This is a genomic window from Planotetraspora phitsanulokensis (assembly GCF_016863295.1).
Taxonomy (GTDB): Bacteria; Actinomycetota; Actinomycetes; order Streptosporangiales; family Streptosporangiaceae; genus Planotetraspora; species Planotetraspora phitsanulokensis.
Genome location: NZ_BOOP01000004.1, coordinates 321,724 through 345,370 on the forward strand (window position 1 = coordinate 321,724; position 23,647 = coordinate 345,370).

Annotated in this window: 23 protein-coding genes; 8 read left to right on the forward strand and 15 right to left on the reverse strand. The window is 70.8% G+C overall.

The window, feature by feature from the left end; all coding sequences use genetic code 11:
* The first annotated feature begins 4 nt into the window (after positions 1-4).
* The 3 genes from Pph01_RS07160 (at position 5) to Pph01_RS07170 (ending at position 7,592) form a co-directional block, all read left to right on the forward strand.
* Positions 5-2,449, forward strand: a complete 2,445-nt coding sequence (locus Pph01_RS07160) for an endo-beta-N-acetylglucosaminidase (protein WP_204072156.1) — start codon at positions 5-7, stop codon at positions 2,447-2,449.
* Positions 2,450-2,517: 68 nt separating this feature from the next.
* A complete protein-coding gene (locus Pph01_RS07165) occupies positions 2,518-6,714 on the forward strand; it encodes a glycoside hydrolase family 38 N-terminal domain-containing protein (RefSeq protein WP_204072157.1) in 4,197 nt (1,398 codons plus the stop codon).
* The gene (locus tag Pph01_RS07170) at positions 6,711-7,592 is read left to right on the forward strand and encodes a DUF7158 domain-containing protein (protein WP_204072158.1); all 882 of its coding nucleotides are present in this window, start codon (positions 6,711-6,713) and stop codon (positions 7,590-7,592) included. The genes Pph01_RS07165 and Pph01_RS07170 overlap by 4 nt, the downstream gene beginning before the upstream one ends.
* A 106-nt stretch (positions 7,593-7,698) precedes the next feature.
* Here the strand turns inward: Pph01_RS07170 and Pph01_RS07175 are convergent, their stop codons facing one another.
* Both Pph01_RS07175 and Pph01_RS07180 read right to left on the reverse strand, forming a co-directional pair.
* On the reverse strand, positions 7,699-8,610 hold the full coding sequence (locus tag Pph01_RS07175) for a hypothetical protein (protein WP_204072159.1): 912 nt from the start codon (positions 8,608-8,610) through the stop codon (positions 7,699-7,701).
* A gap of 79 nt (positions 8,611-8,689) precedes the next feature.
* The gene (locus Pph01_RS07180; protein ID WP_204072160.1) at positions 8,690-9,313 is read right to left on the reverse strand and encodes a TetR/AcrR family transcriptional regulator; all 624 of its coding nucleotides are present in this window, start codon (positions 9,311-9,313) and stop codon (positions 8,690-8,692) included.
* 100 nt (positions 9,314-9,413) lie between these two features.
* Between Pph01_RS07180 and Pph01_RS07185 the strand changes: the two genes are divergently transcribed.
* The gene (locus Pph01_RS07185) at positions 9,414-10,169 is read left to right on the forward strand and encodes an SDR family NAD(P)-dependent oxidoreductase (RefSeq protein WP_204072161.1); all 756 of its coding nucleotides are present in this window, start codon (positions 9,414-9,416) and stop codon (positions 10,167-10,169) included.
* A 132-nt stretch (positions 10,170-10,301) separates the two neighbouring features.
* Here the strand turns inward: Pph01_RS07185 and Pph01_RS07190 are convergent, their stop codons facing one another.
* The gene (locus tag Pph01_RS07190; protein ID WP_204072162.1) at positions 10,302-11,555 is read right to left on the reverse strand and encodes an MFS transporter; all 1,254 of its coding nucleotides are present in this window, start codon (positions 11,553-11,555) and stop codon (positions 10,302-10,304) included.
* A gap of 86 nt (positions 11,556-11,641) precedes the next feature.
* Here Pph01_RS07190 and Pph01_RS07195 point away from each other — a divergent pair, with 86 nt between their 5' ends.
* Positions 11,642-12,580, forward strand: a complete 939-nt coding sequence (locus tag Pph01_RS07195) for a GlxA family transcriptional regulator (RefSeq protein ID WP_204072163.1) — start codon at positions 11,642-11,644, stop codon at positions 12,578-12,580.
* 59 nt (positions 12,581-12,639) lie between these two features.
* On the opposite strand, the gene Pph01_RS07200 is transcribed toward Pph01_RS07195, so the two are convergent.
* The 4 genes from Pph01_RS07200 to Pph01_RS07215 form a co-directional block, all read right to left on the reverse strand.
* Entirely contained in the window at positions 12,640-13,473 is an 834-nt protein-coding gene (locus Pph01_RS07200) for a helix-turn-helix transcriptional regulator (protein ID WP_204072164.1), read from the reverse strand.
* Positions 13,474-13,538: 65 nt separating this feature from the next.
* Positions 13,539-14,375 (reverse strand): alpha/beta hydrolase, encoded by an 837-nt coding sequence (locus Pph01_RS07205; protein ID WP_204072165.1) that lies wholly within the window; start codon positions 14,373-14,375, stop codon positions 13,539-13,541.
* A gap of 148 nt (positions 14,376-14,523) precedes the next feature.
* Positions 14,524-15,096, reverse strand: a complete 573-nt coding sequence (locus Pph01_RS07210) for a nucleosidase (RefSeq protein ID WP_204072166.1) — start codon at positions 15,094-15,096, stop codon at positions 14,524-14,526.
* Positions 15,097-15,190: 94 nt separating this feature from the next.
* On the reverse strand, positions 15,191-15,523 hold the full coding sequence (locus Pph01_RS07215; RefSeq protein ID WP_204072308.1) for a tetratricopeptide repeat protein: 333 nt from the start codon (positions 15,521-15,523) through the stop codon (positions 15,191-15,193).
* Between the two features lie 359 nt (positions 15,524-15,882).
* Here Pph01_RS07215 and Pph01_RS07220 point away from each other — a divergent pair, with 359 nt between their 5' ends.
* A complete protein-coding gene (locus tag Pph01_RS07220; protein WP_204072167.1) occupies positions 15,883-16,653 on the forward strand; it encodes an SDR family NAD(P)-dependent oxidoreductase in 771 nt (256 codons plus the stop codon).
* Positions 16,654-16,679: 26 nt separating this feature from the next.
* Here the strand turns inward: Pph01_RS07220 and Pph01_RS07225 are convergent, their stop codons facing one another.
* Both Pph01_RS07225 and Pph01_RS07230 read right to left on the reverse strand, forming a co-directional pair.
* A complete protein-coding gene (locus Pph01_RS07225) occupies positions 16,680-17,489 on the reverse strand; it encodes an ion transporter (RefSeq protein ID WP_204072168.1) in 810 nt (269 codons plus the stop codon).
* 125 nt (positions 17,490-17,614) lie between these two features.
* Positions 17,615-18,700, reverse strand: coding sequence for a mandelate racemase/muconate lactonizing enzyme family protein (locus tag Pph01_RS07230; protein WP_204072169.1), 1,086 nt, complete (start codon positions 18,698-18,700; stop codon positions 17,615-17,617).
* Positions 18,701-18,896: 196 nt separating this feature from the next.
* Here Pph01_RS07230 and Pph01_RS07235 point away from each other — a divergent pair, with 196 nt between their 5' ends.
* Complete coding sequence (locus tag Pph01_RS07235; RefSeq protein ID WP_204072170.1) at positions 18,897-19,565, forward strand: GntR family transcriptional regulator; 669 nt, start codon at positions 18,897-18,899, stop codon at positions 19,563-19,565.
* Positions 19,566-19,573: 8 nt separating this feature from the next.
* Here Pph01_RS07235 and Pph01_RS07240 read toward each other — a convergent pair whose 3' ends face one another.
* From Pph01_RS07240 to Pph01_RS43260, 4 genes are all read right to left on the reverse strand, one after another.
* Positions 19,574-19,918, reverse strand: coding sequence for a hypothetical protein (locus tag Pph01_RS07240; protein ID WP_204072171.1), 345 nt, complete (start codon positions 19,916-19,918; stop codon positions 19,574-19,576).
* Positions 19,919-20,055: 137 nt separating this feature from the next.
* A complete protein-coding gene (locus tag Pph01_RS07245) occupies positions 20,056-20,517 on the reverse strand; it encodes an SRPBCC family protein (RefSeq protein WP_204072172.1) in 462 nt (153 codons plus the stop codon).
* 215 nt (positions 20,518-20,732) lie between these two features.
* A complete protein-coding gene (locus tag Pph01_RS07250) occupies positions 20,733-20,918 on the reverse strand; it encodes a hypothetical protein (RefSeq protein ID WP_204072173.1) in 186 nt (61 codons plus the stop codon).
* 73 nt (positions 20,919-20,991) lie between these two features.
* Positions 20,992-21,123, reverse strand: coding sequence for a hypothetical protein (locus Pph01_RS43260; protein WP_275412802.1), 132 nt, complete (start codon positions 21,121-21,123; stop codon positions 20,992-20,994).
* A 124-nt stretch (positions 21,124-21,247) separates the two neighbouring features.
* Between Pph01_RS43260 and Pph01_RS07255 the strand changes: the two genes are divergently transcribed.
* Complete coding sequence (locus Pph01_RS07255; RefSeq protein WP_239116496.1) at positions 21,248-21,748, forward strand: MarR family winged helix-turn-helix transcriptional regulator; 501 nt, start codon at positions 21,248-21,250, stop codon at positions 21,746-21,748.
* A 47-nt stretch (positions 21,749-21,795) separates the two neighbouring features.
* On the opposite strand, the gene Pph01_RS07260 is transcribed toward Pph01_RS07255, so the two are convergent.
* The gene (locus Pph01_RS07260) at positions 21,796-22,683 is read right to left on the reverse strand and encodes a carbohydrate ABC transporter permease (RefSeq protein WP_204072175.1); all 888 of its coding nucleotides are present in this window, start codon (positions 22,681-22,683) and stop codon (positions 21,796-21,798) included.
* Positions 22,683-23,639, reverse strand: coding sequence for a carbohydrate ABC transporter permease (locus tag Pph01_RS07265; RefSeq protein WP_239116497.1), 957 nt, complete (start codon positions 23,637-23,639; stop codon positions 22,683-22,685). The genes Pph01_RS07260 and Pph01_RS07265 overlap by 1 nt, the downstream gene beginning before the upstream one ends.
* Between the last annotated feature and the right edge of the window lie 8 nt (positions 23,640-23,647).

The following is a 23,647-nucleotide window of genomic DNA, read 5'->3' on the forward strand; positions in this document are numbered from 1 at the left end:
CCACATGCGACGACGTCTGTTGGCCGTGCTCTGCGCGGCCCTGACGACAACCGCGCTCGGCACCGCGCTCGGTGCCGGGCCCGCCGATGCCCGCTCCACGTCTCACCACGGGCCCGCGGCGCCCGGCGGCAGCGGCGCCCAGCCGTACGCCTCGTACTGGTACCCGAACACGATCCTCGACTGGAACCCGGCCGCGGATCCCGACGCGAAGTTCAACCGGTCACAGGTGCCCCTCCGGCCGCGGACCACCGACCCGGCGCTGAAGGCCAACGCCAACGCCCGCGCCGGAGAGGGCCGCGTGGCGTCGCTGGTCTCCTTCGCGCCCACCTCGAACAACCCCTCCCAGGGGTCGCTCGACGCCAACTACTACGCGTTCGGCTACTGGCAGTACGTCGACACACTGGTCTTCTGGGGCGGGTCGGCGAGTGAGGGCCTGATCCTCGCGCCGAACGCCACGGTCATCGACGCCGCGCACCGCAACGGCGTCAAGGTCTACGGCACGGTCTTCTTCCCGCCCGGCGTGTACGGCGGGCAGCTGCAGTGGGTCAAGGACTTCACGCAGAAGTCGGGCTCGAACTTCCCCGTCGCCGACAAGCTCGTCGAGGTCGCGAAGTACTACGGGTTCGACGGCTGGTTCATCAACCAGGAGACCGAGGGCGGGGACACCGCGCTGGCGACGTCGATGCGCGACCTGGTCAAGTACGCCAAGGGCAAGAGCCGGTCGGTCGACTTCATGTGGTACGACGCGATGACCGAGAACGGCCAGGTCAACTGGCAGAACGCGCTCACCCCCGCCAACGACGCGTTCCTGTCCGACCCGGCCAAGGTGTCGGACTCGATGTTCCTCAACTTCTGGTGGTCGGCGTCCGGTCTGTCCTCCTCGCGGGACGCCGCCCGGGCGCTCGGCCGCAGCGAGTACGACCTGTACTCCGGCATCGACACCGAGGCGAACGGATACAACACCTTCGTCTCGTGGGACGCGCTGTTCCCGCCGGGACAGCCGCACGTCACCTCGCTCGGCCTCTACCGGCCGGAGTGGACGTGGAAGTCGTCCACCAGCCGCTCCGACTTCTACAAGAGGGACTCGCGCTACTGGGTGGGCGCCAACGCCGACCCCTCGAACACCGCCACCACCTCGTCGTGGAAGGGCCTGGCCACCTACGCCGCCGAGTCGACGCCGATCACGGCCAAGCCGTTCGTCACCGGCTTCAACACCGGCCAGGGCGACTTCTACAACGTCGGCGGCGTGCGCGTGCGCACCGGCGGCTGGAACAACCTCTCCCTGCAGGACGTGCTGCCGACCTACCGCTGGCTGGTGACGTCCGACGGCTCCAGGCTCACCCCGTCGCTCGACTTCGGCGACGCCTACGAGGGCGGCTCGTCGCTTCGGCTGACCGGCAAACTGGACACCGCCAACACGGTCCGGCTCTACGAGACCAAGCTGCCGCTGGCCCGCCGTACCAAGCTGTCGGTCGTGGTGAAGACCCCCGCCGCGGGAGAGACACACCTGAAGGCGGCGGTCGCCTTCGCCGACGCGCCGACGACGTTCACGACGCTCGACCTCGGCCCGACGAGCGGCGCCGGGTGGGAGCGCAAGACGCTCGACCTGTCGAAGTTCGCCGGCCGGACGATCGCGCAGATCGGACTGCAGGCCTCCGCGCCCACGACCGTCGACTCCTACGACGTGCGGGTCGGCCAGATCGCGGTGTACGACGGCCCGGTGGAGCGCCCGGCCCCGCCGACGAAGGCGACCGTGCTCGGCACGGCGGACGTGACGGCGACCCGCAAGTCGCTGCGTCTGTCCTGGAAGCCGTCCGCCCACGGGTCGATTCACCACTACGACGTGTACCGGCGCAACGCCGACGGCACCCGGACCTACCTCGGGGCAACCCCCAATACCGTCTACTTCGTGCCGCGGCTCGACCGGGCGGGCGCGGAGACGTCCACGACCATCGAGGTCGAGGCGGTCTCCACGGAGTACGGCCGGTCCCACGCCGCCAGGACGACGGTGGCGTGGACCGGGACGCCGCCGACCGAGACGAACCTGGCGCTGGACCAGCCGGCGACCGCGTCGAGCATGTGCAACGCCGGTGAGGGCCCGGAGAAGGCCGTCAACGGCAACGTGGCCGACAAGTGGTGCGCGCTGACCGCCGACAAGTGGCTGGAGGTCGACCTCGGATCGGTGCGTTCGCTCAACCGGTTCGTGGTGAAGCACGCCGAGGCGGGAGGCGAGGGGGCGTCGTCGAACACGAGCGACTACACCATCCAGGTCCGCTCCTCGGCCACCGACCCGTGGACCACCGCTGTGACGGTCACCGGCAACACGTCGGCGATCACCACCTCTCCTGTGTCTGTCAGCGCGCGGTACGTTCGCCTGAACGTCACGAAGCCCACACAAGGCAGTGACCCCGCGGCCCGCATCAACGAGTTCGAGGCCTGGGGAGCCTGACCCCCGCAGCACCCGCCGGCCGTCCCCGCTGGGGGCGGCCGGCTCACCGATAGAAAGGACCTACGCACGTGCCGGTCACCATCACCGCCGTGGAATCCACCGACCTGTTCGTGGGCACGGAGGACGCGCCACGACAGGTGCTCCGTGTGACGATCGAGGGACCGCCGGTCCTCGTCACCGTCGCGGGGCCGGGGGTCTCGGGCGAGGCCACCGGCACGGGACCGGTCGAGGTCCCCCTCGAGATCGCCGGCGCGGCGGCCGGGGCCGAGCTGCCCGTGACCGTGACGGCCGGGGAGGCGAGCGCCGAGGCCGTCGTCACCGTGGCCGAGCCCGGCTGGACGATGTTCCTGGTCTCGCACTTCCACTACGACCCGGTCTGGTGGAACACCCAGGCGGCCTACACCTCGCCGTGGGAGCTGCTGTCCGGCGACGCGACCACGCGCCCGCTGTGGGAGCGCAACGGCTTCGCGCTCGTCGACGCGCACCTCGACCTGGCGCTGCGCGACCCGGTCTACAAGTTCGTGCTGGCGGAGATCGACTACCTGAAGCCGTACTTCGACCTGCACCCCGAGCGCCGGGCCGACCTGCGCCTGCTGATGGAGCGCGGCCAGGTCGAGCTGGTCGGCGGCACGTACAACGAGCCGAACACCAACCTCACCGGCGCGGAGACGACCATCCGCAACATCGTCTACGGCGTCGGCTACCAGCGGGACATCCTCGGCGGCGACCCGCAGACCGCCTGGCAGCTCGACGTCTTCGGCCACGACCCGCAGTTCCCCGGTTATCTGGACGCCGCGGGGCTGACGGGCTCGGCGTGGGCGCGCGGGCCGTTCCACCAGTGGGGGCCGATCCAGAAGAACTTCCGCGAGTCGAAGAACGACGCGCGGGTCATGCAGTTCCCGAGCGAGTTCGAGTGGATCTCTCCGTCCGGCCGCGGGGTGCTCACCCACTTCATGCCGCACCACTACTCCGCCGGCTGGTGGATGGACTCCTCCCCCGACCTGGAGTCGGCGGAGCAGGCCGTCTACGAGCTGTACGCCAAGATCAAGCCGGTCGGGGCCACGAAGAACCTGCTGCTGCCGGTGGGCACCGACTACACGCCGCCGAACAAGTGGGTCACCGAGATCCACCGTTCGTGGGCCGCCAAGTACGTGTGGCCGAGGTTCGTCTGCGGCACACCGCGCGACTTCCTCGACGCCGTCCGGGCCGAGCTGGAGGCGACCGGCCGCAGGCCGAGCCCGCAGACCCGGGACATGAACCCGATCTATACCGGCAAGGACGTGTCGTACATCGACACGAAGCAGGCCCAGCGGGCGGGCGAGGTCGCCGCCGTCGACGCCGAGAAGCTCGCCACCCTCGCGGCGCTGGAGGGGCTCGGGGCCTACCCCGGCGCGGCGCTCGACAAGGTGTGGCGCCAGCTCGCCTACGGCGCCCACCACGACGCGATCACCGGCTCGGAGTCCGACCAGGTCTACATCGACCTGTTGTCCGGCTGGCGGGAGGCGCACGACCTCGCCGCGACCGTGCGGGACACCGCCCTCGACGCCCTCGCGGGCCGGATCGACACGACCGGCGACGGCGTCCCCCTCGTCGTCGCGAACACGCTGTCGTTCGATCGCTCGGCCCTGGTCACCGTACGGCTCCCGCAGGACGTCGACGGCGGGCGCGTCGTCGACGACACGGGCGCCGAGGTGGCGTGCGTGATCGACCGGGGCACCCTGCGGTTCTTCGCGGACGCCGTGCCGGCCATGGGCTGGCGCACGTGGCGGCTCCTGCCGGGAGCCTCCTCGGCCGAGCCCGCGTGGACCCCGGTCGACGGCGAGGCCATCGAGAACGCGCGCTACCGCGTGAGCGCCGACTCGGCCAGGGGCGGCGGCCTGAACAGCGTCTACGACAAGGCGTCCGGCCGCGAGCTGGTCCGCGACGGCCACGTCGCCAACGAGCTGCGGGTGTACGAGGAGTACTCGGCGCACCCCGACTTCGGCGAGGGCCCGTGGCACCTGGTGCCGCGCGGGCCGGTCGTCGGCTCCGCCGGCTCCCCCGCGACCGTCCGGGCCGAGACGAGCCCGCTGGGCTCGCGCCTCGTCGTCACCGGCACCGTCGACGGCCTGAACTACCGGCAGACCGTCACGTTGTGGCACGGCGTCGACCGGGTCGACTGCGCCACCCGCGTCGTCGACCACGCCGGCGCCGACCGGCTGCTGCGGGTGCGGTTCCCGGTCGACCTGCCGGGCGCGCTGCCCGTGAGCGAGGTGGCCGACGCCGTCGTCGGACGGGGCTTCGCCCTGCCGGACGTGGACGTCGCCGACGCGCCGTGGACGCTCGACAACCCGGCGAACACCTGGTTCGGGCTCAGCTCGACCGCCCGCGTCTCGCTGACCGACCCCGACGGCACGTCGCTGGGTGAGCGCGCGCTCGGCGTCGCCGAGGTCGTCGTGCCGTCGCTCGCCGACGCCCCCGCCGCGCGGGACCTGGTGGTCGCCCTGGCCAAGGTCGGCGTGACCGCGACGACCGCGAGCGCCGAATGGGCCAGGTACGGCTGGCTCGACGTCGACTCCAACCTGCCGGACTTCCGCGTCCTGATCGGCGGGCCCGAGGCCAACGAGGCCACCCGCGACCTGCTCGAGCGCGCCGGCGCGGACTACGCCGCCACGCTGGCCGCGCACGGCCGCGTCTGGGTCCCCGCGGACAAGCCGCTGCACGAGATGTGGCAGCCCAACGCCGACCTGCGCGACCTGCGGGCGCTGCCCGCCCTCGTGGTCACCGATGTCGCGGCCCTGGCGGACGACCTCGCGGACGCCCGCGTCTCGGCGGTCTCCCCGCGGCCGATCCCGTCGTCGGAGGTGCTCACCGATCACACGGTCGCCCTGCTGACGTTCGGGTTGCCCGGGTTCGCCGTCGACCCGACCGGCGCCCTGCACCTGTCGCTCATGCGCTCGTGCACCGGCTGGCCCTCGGGCGTGTGGATCGACCCGCCCAAGCGCACCGCCCCCGACGGCACGTCCTTCCAGTTGCAGCACTGGACGCACGACTTCTCCTACGCGCTCGTCTCGGGGGACGGCGACTGGCGCGCGGTCACCCTGCCCGCGCAGGGGCAGGAGTTCAACCACCCGCTGTACGCCCGCGTCGCCGGCACCCACGAGGGGTCGCTGCCCGCCACACGGTCGTACGTACGGGTCGAGCCCGCCCGTGAGGTGCTCCTCGGCACGGTGAAGCCCAGCGGCGATCCCATCGCCCGCGGCTCCGCCGACCCGCAGGACCCGGCACGCGGCGTCACGCTGCGCCTCGTCGAGTCGACCGGCATGGGGTCGGCCGCGACACTCGGCGGGGCGCTGGCCTTCACCGGCATGTACGCCGCCGACCTGCTCGAGCGCCGGGGCGAGCCGCTCACGGGGGCCGTCGAGCTCTCCGGGAGCGAGGTCGCGACCGTCGTCGGCGTGCCGGCGTCGGCCCGCCGGGGCGACGGCTCCCTGGGCCCGTCGGCTGAGGCCGCCCAGCCCGTCCACGCGCGGTACTGGCTGCACAACCGCGGTCCCGCCCCGATCGGCTACCTGCCCGTGTCCGTGGCGGTCTCCCCCGGCCTGCTCCGCACGGACGGCGAGCCCGTCGAGGCGTCGGTGGTGATCGCCTCGCAGCTGCGGGACGCTCCGGTGGAGGGCACCGCCGAGCTGATCGCCCCGGACGGGTGGTCGGTGACCCCGGCCCGTCGCCCGTACCGGCTCGAGCCCGACGGTCACGTGCGGTTCCCGGTGACGCTGACGCCGCCCGCGGGAACCGAACCGGGGCTGTACTTCCTCGCCGCCCGCATCGACCACGACGGCCAGAGCATCGAGGACGTCGTGACGATCGCGGTCGGCGACCTTCCCGCGTTCCTGCCCGTGCCGGGCGACATCCCCGAGGACTGGGCGGCGGCGCAGGGGACGACGGCCACGACCGGACGGGACACGGGACTGTCGGTCGACGTCGTCTCCACGACCGTGCGGGTCGCTCCCGGCGGCCACGCGGTGCTCGAAGTGACCCTCGCCAACCGCACCCGGGGCGAGATCCGCGGAGAGCTCCAGGTCGTGTCGCCCTGGGGTACGTGGGACGCGGTCACCGCTCCGGTACGCGGGTTCACCCTCGCCGCGGGCGCGACGGACACGGCGGCGTTCGACGTGACGGTGCCGCGTGACGCCGACCCCGGCGCCTACTGGGCGCTGGCCAAGGTGATGTGGTTCGGCCGTTGCCAGTACGCCCCGACGGTCGAGCTGGTCGTGGCCCCATGAGTCCGGCGCACGCGGCCTCGCCCGTGAGCTCCGGGGACGAGGTGTCCTCCGAGGCCGTGGGCCGCGGTCATGGGTACGCGTCCCCCACGGCCTCGCCCGCCGGGCACGGTCATGGGCACCGCCACGCGCACGCGGCGTCCCCCGCGGACGGCGAACCGTCCGCGCCGGGCGTCGGCCCCGTGCTCGGCTGGCTCGACGGCCGGCCGCTCCCGCGGGCCGATCTCGACCGCCGGCTCGCCGCCCTGCGCGGCGGGCCGCGGTCCTCGGCGCTGCCGGAGCCCGGCAGCGCCGAGGACCGGCAGCTCACGCGCTGGGTCGCCCAGGTCATGCTGACCGAGTTGCTGTGCGAGGCGGAGGCGGCCGAGCGAGGGCTCGACACGGGCGGCGGGGCTCCGCCCGTACGTCTCGACCAGCGCGCCGCCGTCGAGCTCGGCTCGATCACCGCCGCCGCCTTCGAGGGCAGCGGCGCCGTACGAGCCGTTTACGCGGCGGTGACCGCGGACGTGACGGTGCCCGGGGAACAGGCCGCGGCCTACGCGGCTGCGACGGCCCGGCCCCCGGCCGAGCCCGAGTGGCGGCTGTCCACGGCGGACGGCGACTTCGACGCGGCCCCCGGCACGTTGCCGGCACGGCTCGCGGCCGCGCTCGCCGAAACCGAGCCCGGGCAGACCGTGACCGTCGACGGTCTCACCGTCACCCTCCTCGGCACGCGGGAGCCCGGGAACCCGCCCGAGCCCGGCGACCGGCTGCTCGACGCGGCCCGGCGTCTGGCCTTCGTCCGCTGGCTCGACCACGCCCGGGCACACCGGCTCCGCCTGGTGCCCGGGCTGGAGCACCCCGGCGACCCCGCACAGCCCGACAACCACCATCGCCACTGAGACCTGACGGCTCTCCCCGGACATGCCGACCTGTGTCGAGCCAGGCCTTCGCCGGCTCGCACGGGTCGGCGACGGCTTCCCGGGCGCGTACGGGATGAGCCCGGTCTCAGTTCCCGCTCGCGAGCTCGCGCAGCGAGGTCAAGTGAAGCGTGCCGGGTCGCTCCTCCGCCGAGAGCCCGGCCAGCTCGGCGAGCGCGCGGGAGGGGGCCAGGCCGTCCTCGTGCGCGGAGCTCAGGCGCTCCAACCACAGGAGTCCGGCCCGGTACCCGAGCACCCCGTGCTCGCCGTGCACGGGGACGTACTGCACCTCGCCGTCGGCCGAGCGCCTGTAGCCCGCCGCGAAGCCGGGCGTGTGGTGGAACACCCGGTTCCGATACGGAATCTCGAAGCCGGTCCACACGTCGGACGCGGTGCCGTCGTCATCGAAGAAGTTGTCGACACCGGTCTCGGTCGGCTTGCCGAAGTAGGTCGAATCCTCCGGATCGGTCTCCGAACCGAGCACCTCTGAGAGCTCGCGCAGGGCTGCGGACAGCCGCGGGGCGTTCGCCACGTGCAGGGCGGGCTGGGGACGCCCTTTGAGGTCGTACAGCATCCAGGCGTCTGAGAACGTCACCAGTTCCGTGCCGGCGAAGCCGGCGAACGCGGAGGCCCCGAGCCGGAACAGGCCCGCCTGCGGAACCTCTTCCGTCTCGCCCACGAGCATGCCGGCGCAGTCGGCGGAGGCGTCCACGGCACCGATCTCTCCGGGGCGGAGGCCGGTCGCGACCTCGCGGGCAAGCCGATCGGCTTCGCCCAAGCCCTGTGTCCCGGCGGCCGCGAGCTCGCCCCTGAACAGGTGGCTGTTCGACGTGCCCGACTCCGCGACGGTAAGGAGCACCTTCGGCTCACCGATCACGAGCCGGTGCGCTGCCAGGACGGAATACGCGGCCAGCAGATCGCGCAGGCACCGGACGAGGGCGTCCGCGGAATCGTCGTCGCGGCCCCAGGTCCAGCGGGCGACAGGCGTACTTGCGATCACGGCGTTCCCTCCGGCGTGAACCTGCCTTCACCCGGGACGACGACCGTTCCCGTCCGGCATGCGGATGACAGACCGCACGTTAGCCGCTTGCCCGGACACTTCCCGCCGCGCTGGTTTCACGAAGGTGCCGGATGGCCACGTCGAGCGCGGCTTCCAGATGGGTGAGCCGGCCGGTCGAGAGCATGATCATGACACCCCCTTGGATGCCGGCCAGGAGCGCGGCGGCGGCCTCGTCCGCGTCGAGTTCGGGGTCGATCTCGTGCTGCGCCTGCATGGCGCGCACACCCTCGGCGATCTCCGCCTGCCATTGGTCGAGCATCTCGGTGACGACCGCCTGAGCTCCCGGAGTGCTGCGGCCGAGTTGTGCGACCACCGCGCTCAGCGGGCAGTGCCAGCCCTGCCGGCGATAGCGCTCGACCAGCACCTCGCGCCATTCCTCCCAGGCGCGCCAGGACGTCAGGTCCCCCAGCTGTGGCTGCTGGTCGGTCAGGACACGGTCGGCCTCGTACCGCGCCACGGCGAGGAGCAGTTCCTCCCTGCCGCCGGGGAAGTAGTGGAACAGCTGGCTCTTGCTCGTGCCCGTCCTTCTCCGCACGTCGTCCAGCGTGGTGGCGACGACGCCGAGCTCGCGGATCTCCGCGGCGGCCCCCTCGATGATCCGCTGCCGCGTCGCACTGCCCTTGGGGGTCAACTCCCGGACCACACCGCACACCCTCTCGACTGGACTTGCCGGTCCAATTTTATGGTGCGACGTTCGAGCTGTCCATTTCGGATCCATTTCGACTCTTATCGGGGAGCAGCACATGACCGCACGACTGCACGGCCGATCCGCACTGGTGACCGGCTCCACCGACGGCATCGGAGTGGCGATCGCCCAGGCCCTCGCGGCGGAAGGGGCGCACGTCATCGTCACCGGCCGCAACGCGGAAGGGGGAAAGCAGACCGTCGGCTCGATCGAGCAGGCAGGGGGACGGGCCACGTTCGTCGCCGCCGATCTCGGCCGGGGAGCGGCCGCGATCCGTGAGCTCGCCGACGCGGCGAGCGAGGCTGCCGGCGGCAGGCTCGACATCCTGGTGAACAACGCCGCGCTGCTGATCGACCCGGCGCCGACCGCGGAGGTCGAGGAAGAGCTGATCGATCAGGCGCTGAGGGTCAACGTGAAGGCCGCCTTCCTGCTCACCGGCCTCATCGCCCCGGAGATGGCCGCACGCGGCAGCGGGACCGTCATCAACATGGGCTCGATCAACGGCCTGTTCGGCTCGGCCCACTCCGCCCTCTACAGCGCCACCAAGGCGACCATCCACTCGCTGACCAAGTCGTGGGCGGCCGAATACGGGCCGGCCGGGGTCCGGGTCAACACCGTCGCCCCCGGTCCGACCCTCACCGAGAAGATCTCCGGCATTCAGGATCGCCTGGCGTCGATGATCGCGGCGATGCCCTCCCAGCGGGCGAGCACGCCGGCCGAGGTCGCCGCCGCCGTGGTGTTCCTGGCCAGCGACGACGCCTCGAACATCCACGGGGCAACGCTCTCGGTCGACGGCGGGCGCGCGGCGATCTGACCGTGGCCCGCACGGACCACGGCGTCCTGACGCGACCTGCACTGCCCGCACAGACCACGGCGATCTGACCGGCGCCCGTCCGGCGCGCGGCCGGGATCGGCCGCGCCCCGGCACCCCCGCGAGCCGGGTCCGTCACACCCGTCGGAGCCTTCGGATCGGCGGGATGAGCAACAGCGCCGCGCACACCGCGGCGCTGACTCCCGCCGAGAGGAACAGCAGGTCGCGGGGTTCGACGACCGCGGACACCGGGCCCACGAGGGCCTGGCCCACCGCCACTCCGGAGACCGAACCGGCCACCTCGTAGGCGGTGACGCGGTTGAGGACGTCGGGGGCCACCTGGGTCTGCACGCTGGTCGACCACATCACCGACCAGAAGGCCCAGGAGGCTCCGCCGATCAGGTGGCCGGCCATCACCGCGGGGAGCGGAAGCTCCAGAGCGGCCGACAGGGGGATGCACATGAACCCGATCATGGCGACGCCCCCCGCGGCCAGCGGGCGGACGGGCCGGAAGCGGATCGCGACGAAGCCTCCGATCACGGTGCCGGCGCCCAGACCCGCCATCGCCCAGCCGTACGCGGCGTCGCCGAGACGGTCGCCGATCAGCCGGGAGCCCAGCGGGATGTAGGGACCGAAGACGAGCATGCCGAAGAAGACCCAGACCAGGATCACGGACCACATCCAGCTGCGCGAGCGGAACTCCACCCAGCCGCGCCGGAGGTCGAGCAGAACCGTCGAGGGCTCCCCGGCCGCGGCACCGGATGTGGGATCGGGACCGGCACCGGGAGCGGCAGCGAACCTGATCAGCGCCAGGCAGAGGCCGCTCACCAGGAAGGTGCCCGCGTCGAAGGCGTAGACCGTCCCCGCGCCGGTCAGCGCCATCAGCAGCCCCGCCAGGACGGGACCGCCGAGCTGCGTGGCCGCCTCGGCGATCTTGAGGGTGCCGTTGGCGCGTTGCGGGTCCTCCGCGACGAGCGGGACCATGCCCTTGCCGCCGGGCTCGAACATCGCGGCGGCCGTACCGGACAGGAACGAGGCGCACAGCAGCAGCCACATCGGGGGCGCTCCGACGAAGAAGGCGACGGCGAGCACGCCCTGGGTGACGATCCGGACCAGGTCCGCGCCGACCATCATCGTCCGCGCGCCGAGCCTGTCGGCGAAGACCCCGCCGAACAGAACGAACAAGACGAAGGGTGCCGTCCAGACGGCGAGAACGTACCCCACACCCGAGACCCCGTAGATCGCCCCGACCGCCAGAGCCGCCGCGACCGGCAACATCGCGTCGCCCAGCAGCGACACCACCCGGGCGGCGAAGTAGAGCGAGAAATCCCTGGTCCAGAGCGTCTTCCGAGCGATCGACGGCGCTTCGCAGTCGAGGGTCGTGGTCATGCGGCGATCTCCATGACCACTCATCCTGGAGATGCGGCCGGCCCCGCACAGGCGTCCGTTACGACATCATTGAGTACATTCCTGCCATGAAGCACCGAGTGGTCGCCCTTGTCGGCTCGCCGCAGGAGATGTACCCGGTCACCTGCGCGTCGGCCGTGTTCGGTTACCAGGGCCCCGACATCCCCCACCTCTATGACTTCCGGCTCTGCGCCGAACGGCCGGGGCCGATCGCGACCACGATGGGCGCCGACATCCTCGTCACCGACGGACTGGAGGCCCTGGCGGAGGCCGACACCATCCTCATCGCGAACTGGTGCCCCGGACCGGACATCTCCGCCGAACTCGGCGACGCCGTCCTCGCCGCCCACGCCCGGGGCGCGCGCATCGTCGGGATCTGCTCGGGCATCCACATCCCGGCGAGCCTGGGCCTTCTGGACGGCCGCACGGCCGCCGCCCACTGGGAGCTCACCGGCGAACTGGCCCGGCGGTACCCGAAGGTCCGCGCCGACGCCACCGTGCTGTACGTCGATCACGGCGACGTCGCGACCGCGGGCGCCACGGCCACCACCATCGACCTGTGCCTCAACCAGGTCAGGCGCGAACACGGCGCCGCACTGGCGATGCGGATCGGCCGTCAGCTCGCGGCCGCACCACACCGGGAGGGCTGCCAGCGCCAGTTCCCCACGCTGCCGACGGCCGGGCCGCTCCCCGACTCCCTCGCCCCGCTGCTCGACTGGGCCACCGCCAACCTGGACCGCCGGCTGACCCTGGAGGACATGGCCGCCTGGTCGGGGACGTCGCCGCGCACCCTCAGCCGCCACTTCTCGGAGCAACTCGGCATCTCTCCCGGCCGCTGGCTCCTCGACCGGCGCATCGCGGGCGCCCGCGCGCTCCTGGAGGAGACCGACCTCCCGGTCGAGACGATCGCCCAGCGCGTCGGCCTCTCGTCCGCGGTGAACCTGCGCCGCCGGTTCCACAACGCCCTCAGCACCACTCCGGCCGCGTACCGCCGCTCCTTTCGCTGATCATCGACTCCTGCTCGGTCACGTGAGTGGTCACTTCGGCCCCAAGTGAACGGGGCGCATCACCGGAACGCGGGCTCACGTGGCCTCATGGCGCTGACCTTGGCCAGAGCCTCCTCGGAGGGACTGCCCGGCGCCGCTTGAAGCGTGCAGAGACGCTGGCCCGGGGCGCTGTCGACGGAGAACATCTCAATCCGGAGGGTGACCTCTCCGACAAGGCGATGGCGCAGGCGGACGACGTCGTGGCGCCTGAAACGCACGTCGTGACGGGCCCACATCCGTCGGAAGTCCTCGCTGCCCGCCGAGACCTCCTCCACCAACTGGAGCAGAGAGGGATCGTCGTGGTCCGCCCCCATGACGGCGCGCAGATGGGCGACCATCGAACAGGCCTCCTGCTCCCACTCCGGCCAGTACGTGCGGGCCTGCGGGCTGAGGAAGAGCATGCGCATGAAGTTGTCGGTGTGCGTGAACCCTTCGGCGAGAGCGGCGGACAGCCAGTTCCGGGCCAGCACGTCCGTCCGGCGGTTCAGCACGTTCGCCAGTCCGTGGTCCCACTCGTTCATGAGCCGCAGCACATACGGGTCAACCTGGGTGTCCTCGCCATCGATTCCACGGTCACCCGGCCGGGCACGGGCGAGGTGGTGAAGATGCTCGGTCGCCTCGCGGTCGAGGTGGAACACCTGTGCCAGGGCGTCGAGCACCTGCTCCGACGGGCGGCATTGCTTGCCCTGCTCCAGCCTCGTGTAGTAGTCGAGGCTGACACCGGCCAGCAGGGCCACCTCGTCGCGGCGCAGCCCCGGCGTCCGGCGGAGGTCGCCGCCGTCCGGCAATCCCAGCTCGTCGACAGACGTGCTCCGGCGCCGCGCCCGGAGGAAATCACCAAGAGCGTTCCTCATGCGGGCCAGCGTAGGAAACCGCAGGTCAAGGCCGCACAAAGCGTCCGGACGCGGTGGACCGGGCGTCAGCGCACGGAGCAGACGGCGGATCCGATCACGGACGTCACGGCCTCCGGGTGCGAGATCAGCGTCAGATGGGAGCCGCCCTGGAACTCGGTGACCTTCGAGCCGGCCCGTCGGGCCATGGCCCGTTCCGAGGACGGGGTGATGATCCGGTCGCCGGTGCTGATGAAGTACCAGGACGGGATCGTCTTCCACGCCGCGGCCTTCGACGGCGTCGTGAACGCGCTCGTCGAGGCCGCCCGCTGGGTGGCCCACAGGCGTACGGCGGTGCGCCGGGGCAGGTCCGAGGCGAACGACCGGACGAAGACCCTCCTCTTGAGGTAGAGGTCGGCGGCCCCCGCGGGCGCTCCGGGATAGGGCACCTTGTCGTAAAGGGTGGCCGGGTCCTTGTTGAGGTCGGAGTCGGAGCCGCTGAGCTGACCGTTCGTCTCGCCGACGTCGGGGGCCGCGGCGTCGACGTACACCAGGGCCTTGACGTTCGGCACGGCCGCCGCGGCGTTCGTGATCACCGAGCCTCCGTAGGAGTGCCCGACGAGCACGATCGGTCCGGAGACGGTCTTCAGGAAGTCGGCGACGGTCTCGGCGTCCGAATCGAGGTTCCGGAGCGGATTGGCCACGGCCCGCGCGGTGTAGCCCGCCCGCTGCAGAGATCTCACCTCGCCGTTCCAGCTGGAGGCGTCGGCCCACGCGCCGTGGACCAGGACCACCGTGGGCTTCACCGGTCCGGGCGACGGGCAGCCCGGGAGTGGGACCGGTGCCGTCGCCGTGCCGCCCGTCTGGGCGCCTGCCGCCGGTGCCCCCGCCGATGTGGCGGCCACGACGAGCGCCACCAGTGGCACGGCCCTCCTGAGCCGTCGTGACGTTCGCGTGGAACCCGTAACCCGCTCTGGTTCGAGATTCACTCTTCTCCCCTTCCGTTTCCGACGTCTGATCGGTCTGTGGGGAAGCCGGCGGGGGAATCGTGATCCGCGCGCTCGCGGCGCGGGGTCAGAGGATGTTCTTGACCACCCAGTCGTGCAGGGCGCGGGCGGAGTCGGCGACGGACTCGCGCCAGGTCTTCACGGCGCCCTCCCCCGCGTCGTCGCTGACATGCTTGACCAGGCGGACGGGCACGCCCGCCTCGTGGGCCACGGAGGCCAGGGCGTATCCCTCCATGTCGACCAGATCGGCGCGGGCGGCGAGCGCGTCCCGCGCAGTGTCGTCGGCGATGAAGGAGTCGCCTGTCGCGAGGACGGGCCCCTCGGCGGACAGGGTCAGGGGGGCTCCGTAGGTCTCGCCGGTGAGGCTGCGCAGGACGTCCGTGTCGAGGTCGTGCTGGAACACCGTGCTCACCTCGTGGATGCCCGTCCAGCCGGGACGGAGCGCTCCGGCGGTCCCCAGATTGATCACGGCGGACGGGAGGGGGCCTCTGGCGAGCACCCCGGCCAGCGCGGACGCCGCATTGACCTTCCCTATGCCCGTGAGCAGCACCGGGAGGCCGCCGTCCAGGAACTGCGCCTCATGCTGGACGGCGAGGACGAGCAGGGGCCGGTCAGGGGTGATTGTTCCGCTGAGTTCCATACGGGACACATTAGAAGGCCCCCGACCCCCGCCCCTCAGGAGGCCGGGAGCCCCTCGGACGCACCGGCCTCGCGCGAGGACTCCGGAGAGGCTCTCAGCCCCCGATGACCAGGTCCGCGGCGGACACGGACACCTCGATCTCCCGGGTCTCCTCCGTCCCCATGGCCAGGGCGATCTTGCGGTACCGCGTCGCCTCGTCCGCCCGGCCGCGGCGCTCCAGCGTCCGGGCCAGCGCCTCGTACGCCCAGCCGTTCACCGGGTCGAGTTCGACCAGGCTCCGGAAGGCGTCCTCCGCGCGGCCCAACTGGGCGCTGTGGAAATACGCGCGGCCCAGCAGCTCGACGACCGCGCGATTGCCCGGCTCCCCCTCGGCGACGGGCGCGAGGATCCGGCTCGCCTCGGCGTAATCCTTGGCGTCGAAGAACATCTGACCGCGCTGGAACTCCTCGTAGGACACCGCTTCCCTTCCTCTCTGGCGGGCCGCCGCCGCACTCGTACGGCGGGCCCGCTCCCCTCAACCGGCCGGGCCGTCCGCGTCTTCCCGGCCGGAATCCTCGCGAAGAACGCCGGCCACTTCGGTCGCGCCGATCTCCGACCGCTGTCCCCGAATGAGCAGAAGTTCGTCATGGTTTCGCACTATTTCGGCAAGCGGGGTTGGCATGCACGACCTCGCGGGCAACATCGGGCAGGTCGACTCAGACCCGGGCCGGGTCTCCCGGCTCGTCCACTGCCGCACGCCCGGTCCGCCCGGCGGCCGGGGTGCATGACGAATGAGGGACCACGGCCATGGCCATTCCCGTCGTACTCATCACCGGCGCACTGACCGGAATCGGCCGCGCGGCCGCCTTCACCTTCGCGGAGAACGGCGCGAAACTCGTCGTCTCGGGACGGCACGAGGACGCCGGCGAGGCCCTCGTCGCCGAACTGCGTGCACTGGACACGGAGGCGATGTTCGTCCGCGCCGACGTGCGCCACGAAGCGGACGTCGAAGGCCTGGTGGATCAGGCGGTCGAGCGGTTCGGCCGGCTTGACGTCGCCGTCAACAACGCGGGGACGGAGGGCCGGGTCGCCCCGATCGCCGAGCAGACCCCGGAGAGCTACGCGGGCACCTTCGACACCAACGTGCTCGGCACGCTGCTGAGCATGAAGCACGAGTTCCGGGTGATGGCGGCCCAGGGAGGCGGAAGCATCGTCAACCTCACGTCCATCTACGGCGAGATCGGACTGCCCTCGGCCTCGGTCTACGTCGGCAGCAAATACGCCGTCATCGGCCTGACGAAGGTGGCGGCTCTCGAAGGAGCCGCGTCGGGCATCCGCGTCAACGCCGTCGCCCCGGGATACATCGAGACCGCCATGATGCAGCGGACCACGGGCACCGACGAGGTGAGGTCGTCGGTGCTGGAGGTCATCCCCCTGCGCCGTTTCGGCCGCCCCGACGAGATCGCGGCCGCCATCGCCCTGGTCGCGTCCGACGCGTGCCCCTATCTGACCGGACAGGTCATCACGGTGGACGGCGGGCTCACCGCCGGCTGGCCGATCAGGACTGAAGGGATGTAGACCGCCTCATCGGTGTCCTGGAGGCCCTACCGGCTGAGCGCCGCCCCTTCCTGCTCCTGCCGCGAGTCGCGAAGTTCCGCCCGTAAGGCCCTGAGCTCCGCCATGACGCCCTCGAGGGTGTGCTGCTCGGCCTGGCGGTCCGCTTCGGCCTCCCTGGCGTGGTCGTCCTCCATCGCCCGCACGACGACGGCGATGAACAGGTTGAGCACGACGAAGGTGCAGATCAGGATGAAGACGACGAAGAAGATCCAGGCGGCCGGATGGACGGCCATGACCTCGCGGGCGACGTCCGACCACGCCTCCCCGGTCATCACCTGGAACAGGGTGAACAACGAGGTGCCCAGGTCGCCGAAGTAGTGCGGGGTGGTGGCCGCGAACAGCTTGGTGGAGATCACCGCGGCGACGTAGAGGACCAGGCTGAGCAGCACGGCGATCGAGGCCATGCCAGGCACGGCGGCGAGCAGCGCCGAGACGACACGGCGCAGGCTGGGCACCACGGAGATCAGCCGCAGCGCTCTCATGATCCGCAGCGCGCGGAGCACCGACAGCTCACCCGAATGCGGCAGCAGAGAGGTCGCGATGATGACGCTGTCGAAGATGTTCCACGGGTCGCGCAGGAACTCCATCCGGTAGACGTACACCTTGGCCAGGAGTTCGGCCACGAAGACGTACAGGGCCAGATGGTCGACGACCGTGAGCAGGCCGCCGTGGGCGCTCATCAGGGCCGGAGACGTCTCCAGCCCCAGCGTCGCCGCGTTGATCAAGATCACCACGGTGATCACGTGCTGGGTTCGCGGGGCTTCCACTACGGTGCGGACGCGGTCGCGCCAGGCCACGGGGACTCCTGATTCCTGCCCGGGTGCGGATGGTCACGTGTGATCGTAGTGAGTCGCGCGGACTCTTGATCACCGGCCCGGCGGTCCGTACGGCGAGGCCTCCGTCGCCGTCGCGGACCGCGTGCTCATCCCACCCGTCGGTCGTCGATCGCGTCGCGGTCCCACTCGATGCCGAGGCCTGGGGCGGACGGCGCCAGGGCCTGCCCGTCCACCACCTCGATCTCCCCGCGGGTGATCGCCCGCAACTGCGGGATGTGCTCCAGATAGCCGCTGTTCGGCACGGCGCAGCACAGGCTCACGTGCAGCTCCATCAGGAAGTGCGGGCAGACCGGCACGTTGTACGCCTCGGCGAGGTGCGCGACCTTCAGCCAGGGGGTGATCCCGCCGATGCGTGCCACATCGACCTGGACGATGCCCGCCGCCCTCCGGTGCAGGTATTCGCGGAACTGCGCCACCGAGTACAGCGACTCGCCGACCGCGACCGGGATCGAACTCGCCGCGGCCAGCACCTCGTGCCCCGAGACGTCGTCGCCGGGCAGCGGCTCCTCGAACCAGTACGGGTCGGACGGTTCCAGTAGCCTCGCCCGCCGTACGGCCTCGGCCGCCGTGAGCGACTGGTTGGCGTCGAGCATCAGGTCGAAGTGGGGCCCCACGGCCGCGCGCACGGCGGCCAGCCGCTCGGCGTCCTCCACCGGCGACCGGCCGATCTTCAGCTTCGCGCCGCGCCAGCCCGCGGCCTGGCTCGCCTTCGCGCCGGCGATCAGCTCGTCGGTGCCGAGGTGCAGCCAGCCGCCCTCGGTGTCGTACAGCGGGATGCGGTCCTTCGCACCACCCGCGAGGACCCATAACGGCTGACCCGCGTCGCGGCACCGCCAGTCCCACAGCGCCGTGTCCACGGCGGCCAGCGCCAGCGACGTGATCGCGCCCACCGTGGTGGCCCGGGTCGCGGCGAACAGGTCGTGCCAGACCGCCTCCACCCTCCGGGGGTCCGCGCCGAGCAGCCGCGGCAACAGGTAGTCGCGGAGCAGGGCGAGCACGGCCGTGCCGCCGGTGCCGATCGTGTAGGAGTAACCGGTTCCCGCGCCGCCGTCGTCGGTCCTGATCTCGACGAAGACGGTCTCCTGCTTCAGGAACGACTGGACCGCGTCGGTGCGCACGGTCTCGACCTCAAGGTCGACGAGGTACGCCTCGACATGACTGATCGTGGGCAACGAAGCTCCTCGCTGAGACGTGACCGGCTGGGCGCCGAGCGCGTGGTGACCATGGGGGACGAGCGACTTGATCAGTCATTCCGCCGGCCTGACCCCAGTCCTCTCCTGATCACAATCACCCCTTTTGCATCATCGTAGATCCTATAGGATATTTCCGGCTCTCGCATCCATGGGGCCACTGCCGGAAGGGATCCCGATGCCACGCCCAGAACCGATCAGCTTCCGGCGTTCGACGCTGGGCGGGGACGTCTACGAGGCGCTCAAGAGCCTGGTGCTCGAGCACAGGCTGTCCCCCGGTGACCGGATCAACATCGACGCGCTGGCCCGCGAGTTCGCGGTGTCACCCACTCCGATCCGCGAGGCGCTGGCCCGCCTCGAGTCGGACGGCCTCGTGCGCAAGCGCCCCCTCGCCGGCTACACGGTCAGCCCGCTGCTGACCAGGGCCGAGTTCGACGCGATGTTCGAGATGCGGTTGCTGCTGGAGTGCGCCTCCACCCGGTGGGCCGCGGAACGGGCCGACGCCGCGCGCCGGGAGGCCATCTCCGCCGAGGCGGCCACGACGGTCGCGTCCGAGGAGGACGACCCGGACGGCTGGCACGCCGCGTTCACGGCGCTCGACGCCCGCTTCCACGACCTCGTCGCCGAGGCCTCCGGCAACGATCTGCTCCGTGACGGCATCGACCGGCTGCACGCACACCTGCACCTGCACCGGCGCTACTTCCCCTACGCCCAGGCGGGCGCGACCCTCGAGGAGCACCGGCGCATCGCCGCCGCCATCCAGGCTGCGGACCCCGACGGCGCCGAGAGCGCCATGCGGGAGCACCTGACCCGGGCGCGGGAGCGCCACTTGCCGGCGTTCGACTAGGGCCTGTTTCAGAAGTCGGCTAAGGATTGATGTCCGCTGAGGGCTCTGTGCGCTCGGGCGGTGTCAGCAACCCAGATGACCGCATCGCGGGCGATGCGGTCAGGGTCGGTTCCGATGCTGAGTTGGTGTCGTCTGCGGACGGTATCCCGGTATTCGACCTCGTAGGTACCGTCATCGAGGAGAGATACAGACGCGAACCAGGCGGGGTCATCTTCGTCGGGTTCGACGATGACGAAGGTGTTATCGGGCGTGGTCAGCTCGGTGATCATCTCGTAGAGGGCGTCCTCCGACGGTTCCACGATGAGCTCGCCGCCTTCGGTCTCCGCTTTAAGCGGGATGTAGTCGTGTCTCATCGGTTCGTTCGTCCTTCCGACTCTCCCGTTCCCGCCCAAACGGCGACTCCAGGATCCCAGCCCCGAAGTGGACTGCCATCACAGCAGGGATCATCCAGCGGGAGGAGCCGCAACCTGATCCACTTCTGAAACAGGCCCTAGTGCTCAACGTAGGCGGAGAGATTCGTCAGGGAAGAGGCAAGCCCCGCGGCGTGGTCCTCCGCAGAGATGCCGTCCGGGACGTCCTCGGCAACTATGTCGACGCGCGCCCCCGCTTCGACAGCGGTGACCTCCCAGGTCATGGTCATCGTGCCGGTGAAGGCAGGATCATCGGAGACGAAGTCCACCGCCTGCACGACCTGCACGCCGGGGACGATATCGACGAAGCGAGCCTCGACGACGTCGGAATCCGCGGTCGCCTTGCCGGGCGCACCAAACGCGTCGGAATAGGTCAGCACCAACCGGTACGACCCGCCCGGCCGGGCATCGAATCGCTCGAACCTACCGGTCATACCATCTGGAGGAAGCCATGCCATGAGCGCCTCGCGATCGACGAGTGCAGCCCAGACGCGATCGGGTGGCGCAGCGATCACCCGCGACGCTCTGTCCGTACGTGGCATGGCGCGACCTTACATCAGCCAGGGCTTCGCCGTGCACGGCCGCTGCATGACCATGCACCCGCCACGCCCTCGAAGGCGCCAGCGTCGAACAGGGCAAACGCCGCCTGACGCGGAACTAGGCCCGGCCGCGGACCGCGTCCATGGGGAGCCGGCACGCCCGGCCACCGGCCGATGCGGAGGCGGCCGGGACCGCATGTGCGCCGGGGAGACAGGACCTAGACGAGGTCCAGCATCATGAGAACGACGAGGCCGACGAAGTGGGCCACCACGACGAACACGATGAGGAAGATGAACACGAACTTGGCGGGTCCGTGCTCGAAGTCCTTCCCCTCGCGCAGCGGAGGTCGTCGCGCCTGACGATCGGCGATCCGCTCCTCCAGCGACTTCCTTCTCAGCGGCATGACAGACAGTCCCCTATGGTCGGGTGGAAACTCATCCGGCCGACGGCCCCGCGTCGCGAAGCCGGCGGCGGTGTCAGGAGGCGGTGAATCCGCGCTCTACGGGGGTGCGCACGGGCGAGCCGTGCTCGGCCGATGAGCGGACGCCGGAGTCGTCGAGACGCTCCAGGGCTCGGGCGGCGTCGACCAGCACGTTGGAGCGGATCATGACATCTCTCTCCGGCGACGAGGGGCGGCGCCGGTGACGGACACCGGCGCCATATAGTTAGTCCACTAACTATTTGCACACTAATTGTTATAGCATGACAGTCCGCTGCCCACGGAGGTGCCCCTTGAGTGATCTTGGCGACATTCCTGACCCGCTGGCCCTGGAGAATCAGGTGTGCTTCGCCCTGGCCGTCGCGTCGCGCAGTGTGATCGCGGTCTACCGCCCCCTGCTGGAGCCGATGGGGCTGACCCATCCCCAATACCTGGTGATGCTGGCGTTGTGGCAACACGCGCCGTTGTCGGTCAAGGACCTCAGCCGGTTGCTCCAGTTGGAGCCCGCCACGCTCTCGCCGCTGCTCAAGCGCCTGGAGGCCAACGGGTTCGTCCAGCGTCTGCGTGCCAGCGGCGACGAACGTTCTCTCGCGGTGACCCTCACCCCGGCCGGGCGGCGGTTGCGCGACGAGGCCGAGAAAATCCCCCCGGCGATCGTCGGGCGCCTGGGAATGGAACTGAGCGATCTCCAGCACCTGCACCAGATGCTGACGCAGGTGATCGCCGCCGCCAACAAGGCCAACCACGCCGGCCACGCCGACCAGCACGCCCACCAGCCCGCGGGCGGCCACTGAGATCGAAACCGGGTCGCTGCTCAGGTGGCCATGGCCGACGGCCGGCCTCAGCCCTTGCTGGCGCCGAGAGTCAGACCGGCGACGAAGTGCCGTTGCAGGGCCAGATAGACCGCCAGGGTCGGGATGACGGTGATGGTCGCCCCGGCCGCGATCATGTTGTAGTCGAGCAGGAACTGCCCCTGCAGGTTCGTGATCCCGGTGGTGATCGGCAGCCGGTCGCCGCTGTGGATGAACAGCAGCGGCCAGAAGTAGTCGTTGTACAGCCAGACCACCTCCAGCGTGCCCAATGCGGCGAGCGCCGGGCGCGTCAGCGGCATGATGATGCGGCTGTACTGCTGCCAGACGCTCGCGCCGTCCACCCGGGCCGCCTCCGTCAGGCCGGACGGCAGCGCCTTCATGTAGTTGGACAACACGAACGTGCAAAAGCCCATCTGGAAGGCCACCTCGACGGCGATGACCGCGTAGTAGGTGTCCAGCAGGGTGCCGGACGAGCTGATCGAGTACGGCAGCGGCGTGTGCTTGAACATCTCGAACAGCGGGGCCGCGAGCACCTGCGGCGGCAACATGTTGCCCGCGGTGAACAGGATCAGCAGCGTCAGGTTGAACCTCCAGGTGAAGCGGCTCACCGCGAAGGCCATCATCGAGGCGAACCCGAGGGTGAGCACCACCGACGGGACGGTGATGAGCAGCGTGTTGCCGAAGTAGGTCGCCATGCCGCCCTGGCTCCACGCGGCCGTGAAGTTGTCCAGGTTGAGCGGCCCGTGCAGGCTCCAGTACCCGTACTTGTCGGTCACCGCCTTCGGGCGCAGGGCGGCGTAGAGCGTCCACAGCAACGGCACCAGCCACATGACGGCCATGACGACGAGGAACAGGTGGGTGCCGTAGTGCCGGCGGGGCCGGCCGGCCGCCGGCGCGATCGGCGCTGTCGCCGTCATCAGTCAGCCCTCCGGAAGGTGCGGACCAGGTAGTAGACGATGGGGCCCAGCGAAATGACCAGCAGGATCACCGCCAGAGCCGACCCGACACCGATCACCTGGCCCGCGCCGACCAGGTTCTGGATGACCAGGACGCTGAGCAGTTCGAGCCCGTTGGTGCCCTTGTTGATCAGATAGACGATGTCGAAGGCCCGCAGCCCTTCGATGATCGTGATGACGACGATCACGATGTTGATGGGCCGCATCGCCGGGAGGATCACCCGGAAGAACGTCTGCCGGCCGTTGGCGCCGTCGAGCGCGGCGGCCTCCCGGAGGCTCGGGTCGATGCCCTTCAGCCCGGCCAGGTAGAGCACCATGATGTAGCCGGCGTGCCGCCAGGTGGTCGCCACCAGCGCGGCCCACAGGTTGACGTCGGAGTCGCCGAACCAGTCGACGGCGCCCGGCGTCCCCGCGGTGCCGAGCAGGTTGTTGAGCAGGCCCTCGTTGCGGGCGTAGATCAGCTGCCAGATGATCCCGACCATGACCATCGACAACATGACCGGCGTGAAGAAGACGCTCTGGTAGAGCCGGGTGCCGCGGATCTTCTGGTCGAGCAGTACGGCGAGCAGCAGCCCGATCGGGGTGGCGACCAGGGCGAGGAAGACCAGCCAGATGATGTTGTGCGCCAGTGCCGGCCAGAACGGCGGGTACTCCTCCACCGCGTAGGTGTAGTTGCTCAGGCCCGCCGGCCGGATGTCGGCGAGATCGAGCCCGTTCCACTTGGTGAACGACAACCCGACCGACAGGAGCGTGGGGATCCACACGAGCACGGCCTGGATGAGCGTCGGCACGCCCACCATCACGCCGAGCACGAGCCGATCCCGCCCCGACAGCCGCCGCACCCGGCGTGGCCGCGCGGAAGGCGCGGTCACGCCGGCGGACGCGGCGGCCGCCGAGGGCAGGGTCGTCTGCGGCATGACGCTCA

Coding starts and splice junctions, on each gene's coding strand:
- Pph01_RS07160 (WP_204072156.1), top strand. CDS start 5: ATGCGACGACGTCTGTTGGCCGTGCTCTGCGCGGCCCTGACGACAACC.
- Pph01_RS07170 (WP_204072158.1), top strand. CDS start 6,711: ATGAGTCCGGCGCACGCGGCCTCGCCCGTGAGCTCCGGGGACGAGGTG.
- Pph01_RS07185 (WP_204072161.1), top strand. CDS start 9,414: ATGACCGCACGACTGCACGGCCGATCCGCACTGGTGACCGGCTCCACC.
- Pph01_RS07190 (WP_204072162.1), bottom strand. CDS start 11,555: ATGACCACGACCCTCGACTGCGAAGCGCCGTCGATCGCTCGGAAGACG.
- Pph01_RS07195 (WP_204072163.1), top strand. CDS start 11,642: ATGAAGCACCGAGTGGTCGCCCTTGTCGGCTCGCCGCAGGAGATGTAC.
- Pph01_RS07200 (WP_204072164.1), bottom strand. CDS start 13,473: ATGAGGAACGCTCTTGGTGATTTCCTCCGGGCGCGGCGCCGGAGCACG.
- Pph01_RS07210 (WP_204072166.1), bottom strand. CDS start 15,096: ATGGAACTCAGCGGAACAATCACCCCTGACCGGCCCCTGCTCGTCCTC.
- Pph01_RS07215 (WP_204072308.1), bottom strand. CDS start 15,523: ATGTTCTTCGACGCCAAGGATTACGCCGAGGCGAGCCGGATCCTCGCG.
- Pph01_RS07220 (WP_204072167.1), top strand. CDS start 15,883: ATGGCCATTCCCGTCGTACTCATCACCGGCGCACTGACCGGAATCGGC.
- Pph01_RS07235 (WP_204072170.1), top strand. CDS start 18,897: ATGCCACGCCCAGAACCGATCAGCTTCCGGCGTTCGACGCTGGGCGGG.
- Pph01_RS07240 (WP_204072171.1), bottom strand. CDS start 19,918: ATGAGACACGACTACATCCCGCTTAAAGCGGAGACCGAAGGCGGCGAG.
- Pph01_RS07245 (WP_204072172.1), bottom strand. CDS start 20,517: ATGCCACGTACGGACAGAGCGTCGCGGGTGATCGCTGCGCCACCCGAT.
- Pph01_RS07250 (WP_204072173.1), bottom strand. CDS start 20,918: ATGCCGCTGAGAAGGAAGTCGCTGGAGGAGCGGATCGCCGATCGTCAG.
- Pph01_RS43260 (WP_275412802.1), bottom strand. CDS start 21,123: ATGATCCGCTCCAACGTGCTGGTCGACGCCGCCCGAGCCCTGGAGCGT.
- Pph01_RS07260 (WP_204072175.1), bottom strand. CDS start 22,683: ATGACGGCGACAGCGCCGATCGCGCCGGCGGCCGGCCGGCCCCGCCGG.
- Pph01_RS07265 (WP_239116497.1), bottom strand. CDS start 23,639: ATGCCGCAGACGACCCTGCCCTCGGCGGCCGCCGCGTCCGCCGGCGTG.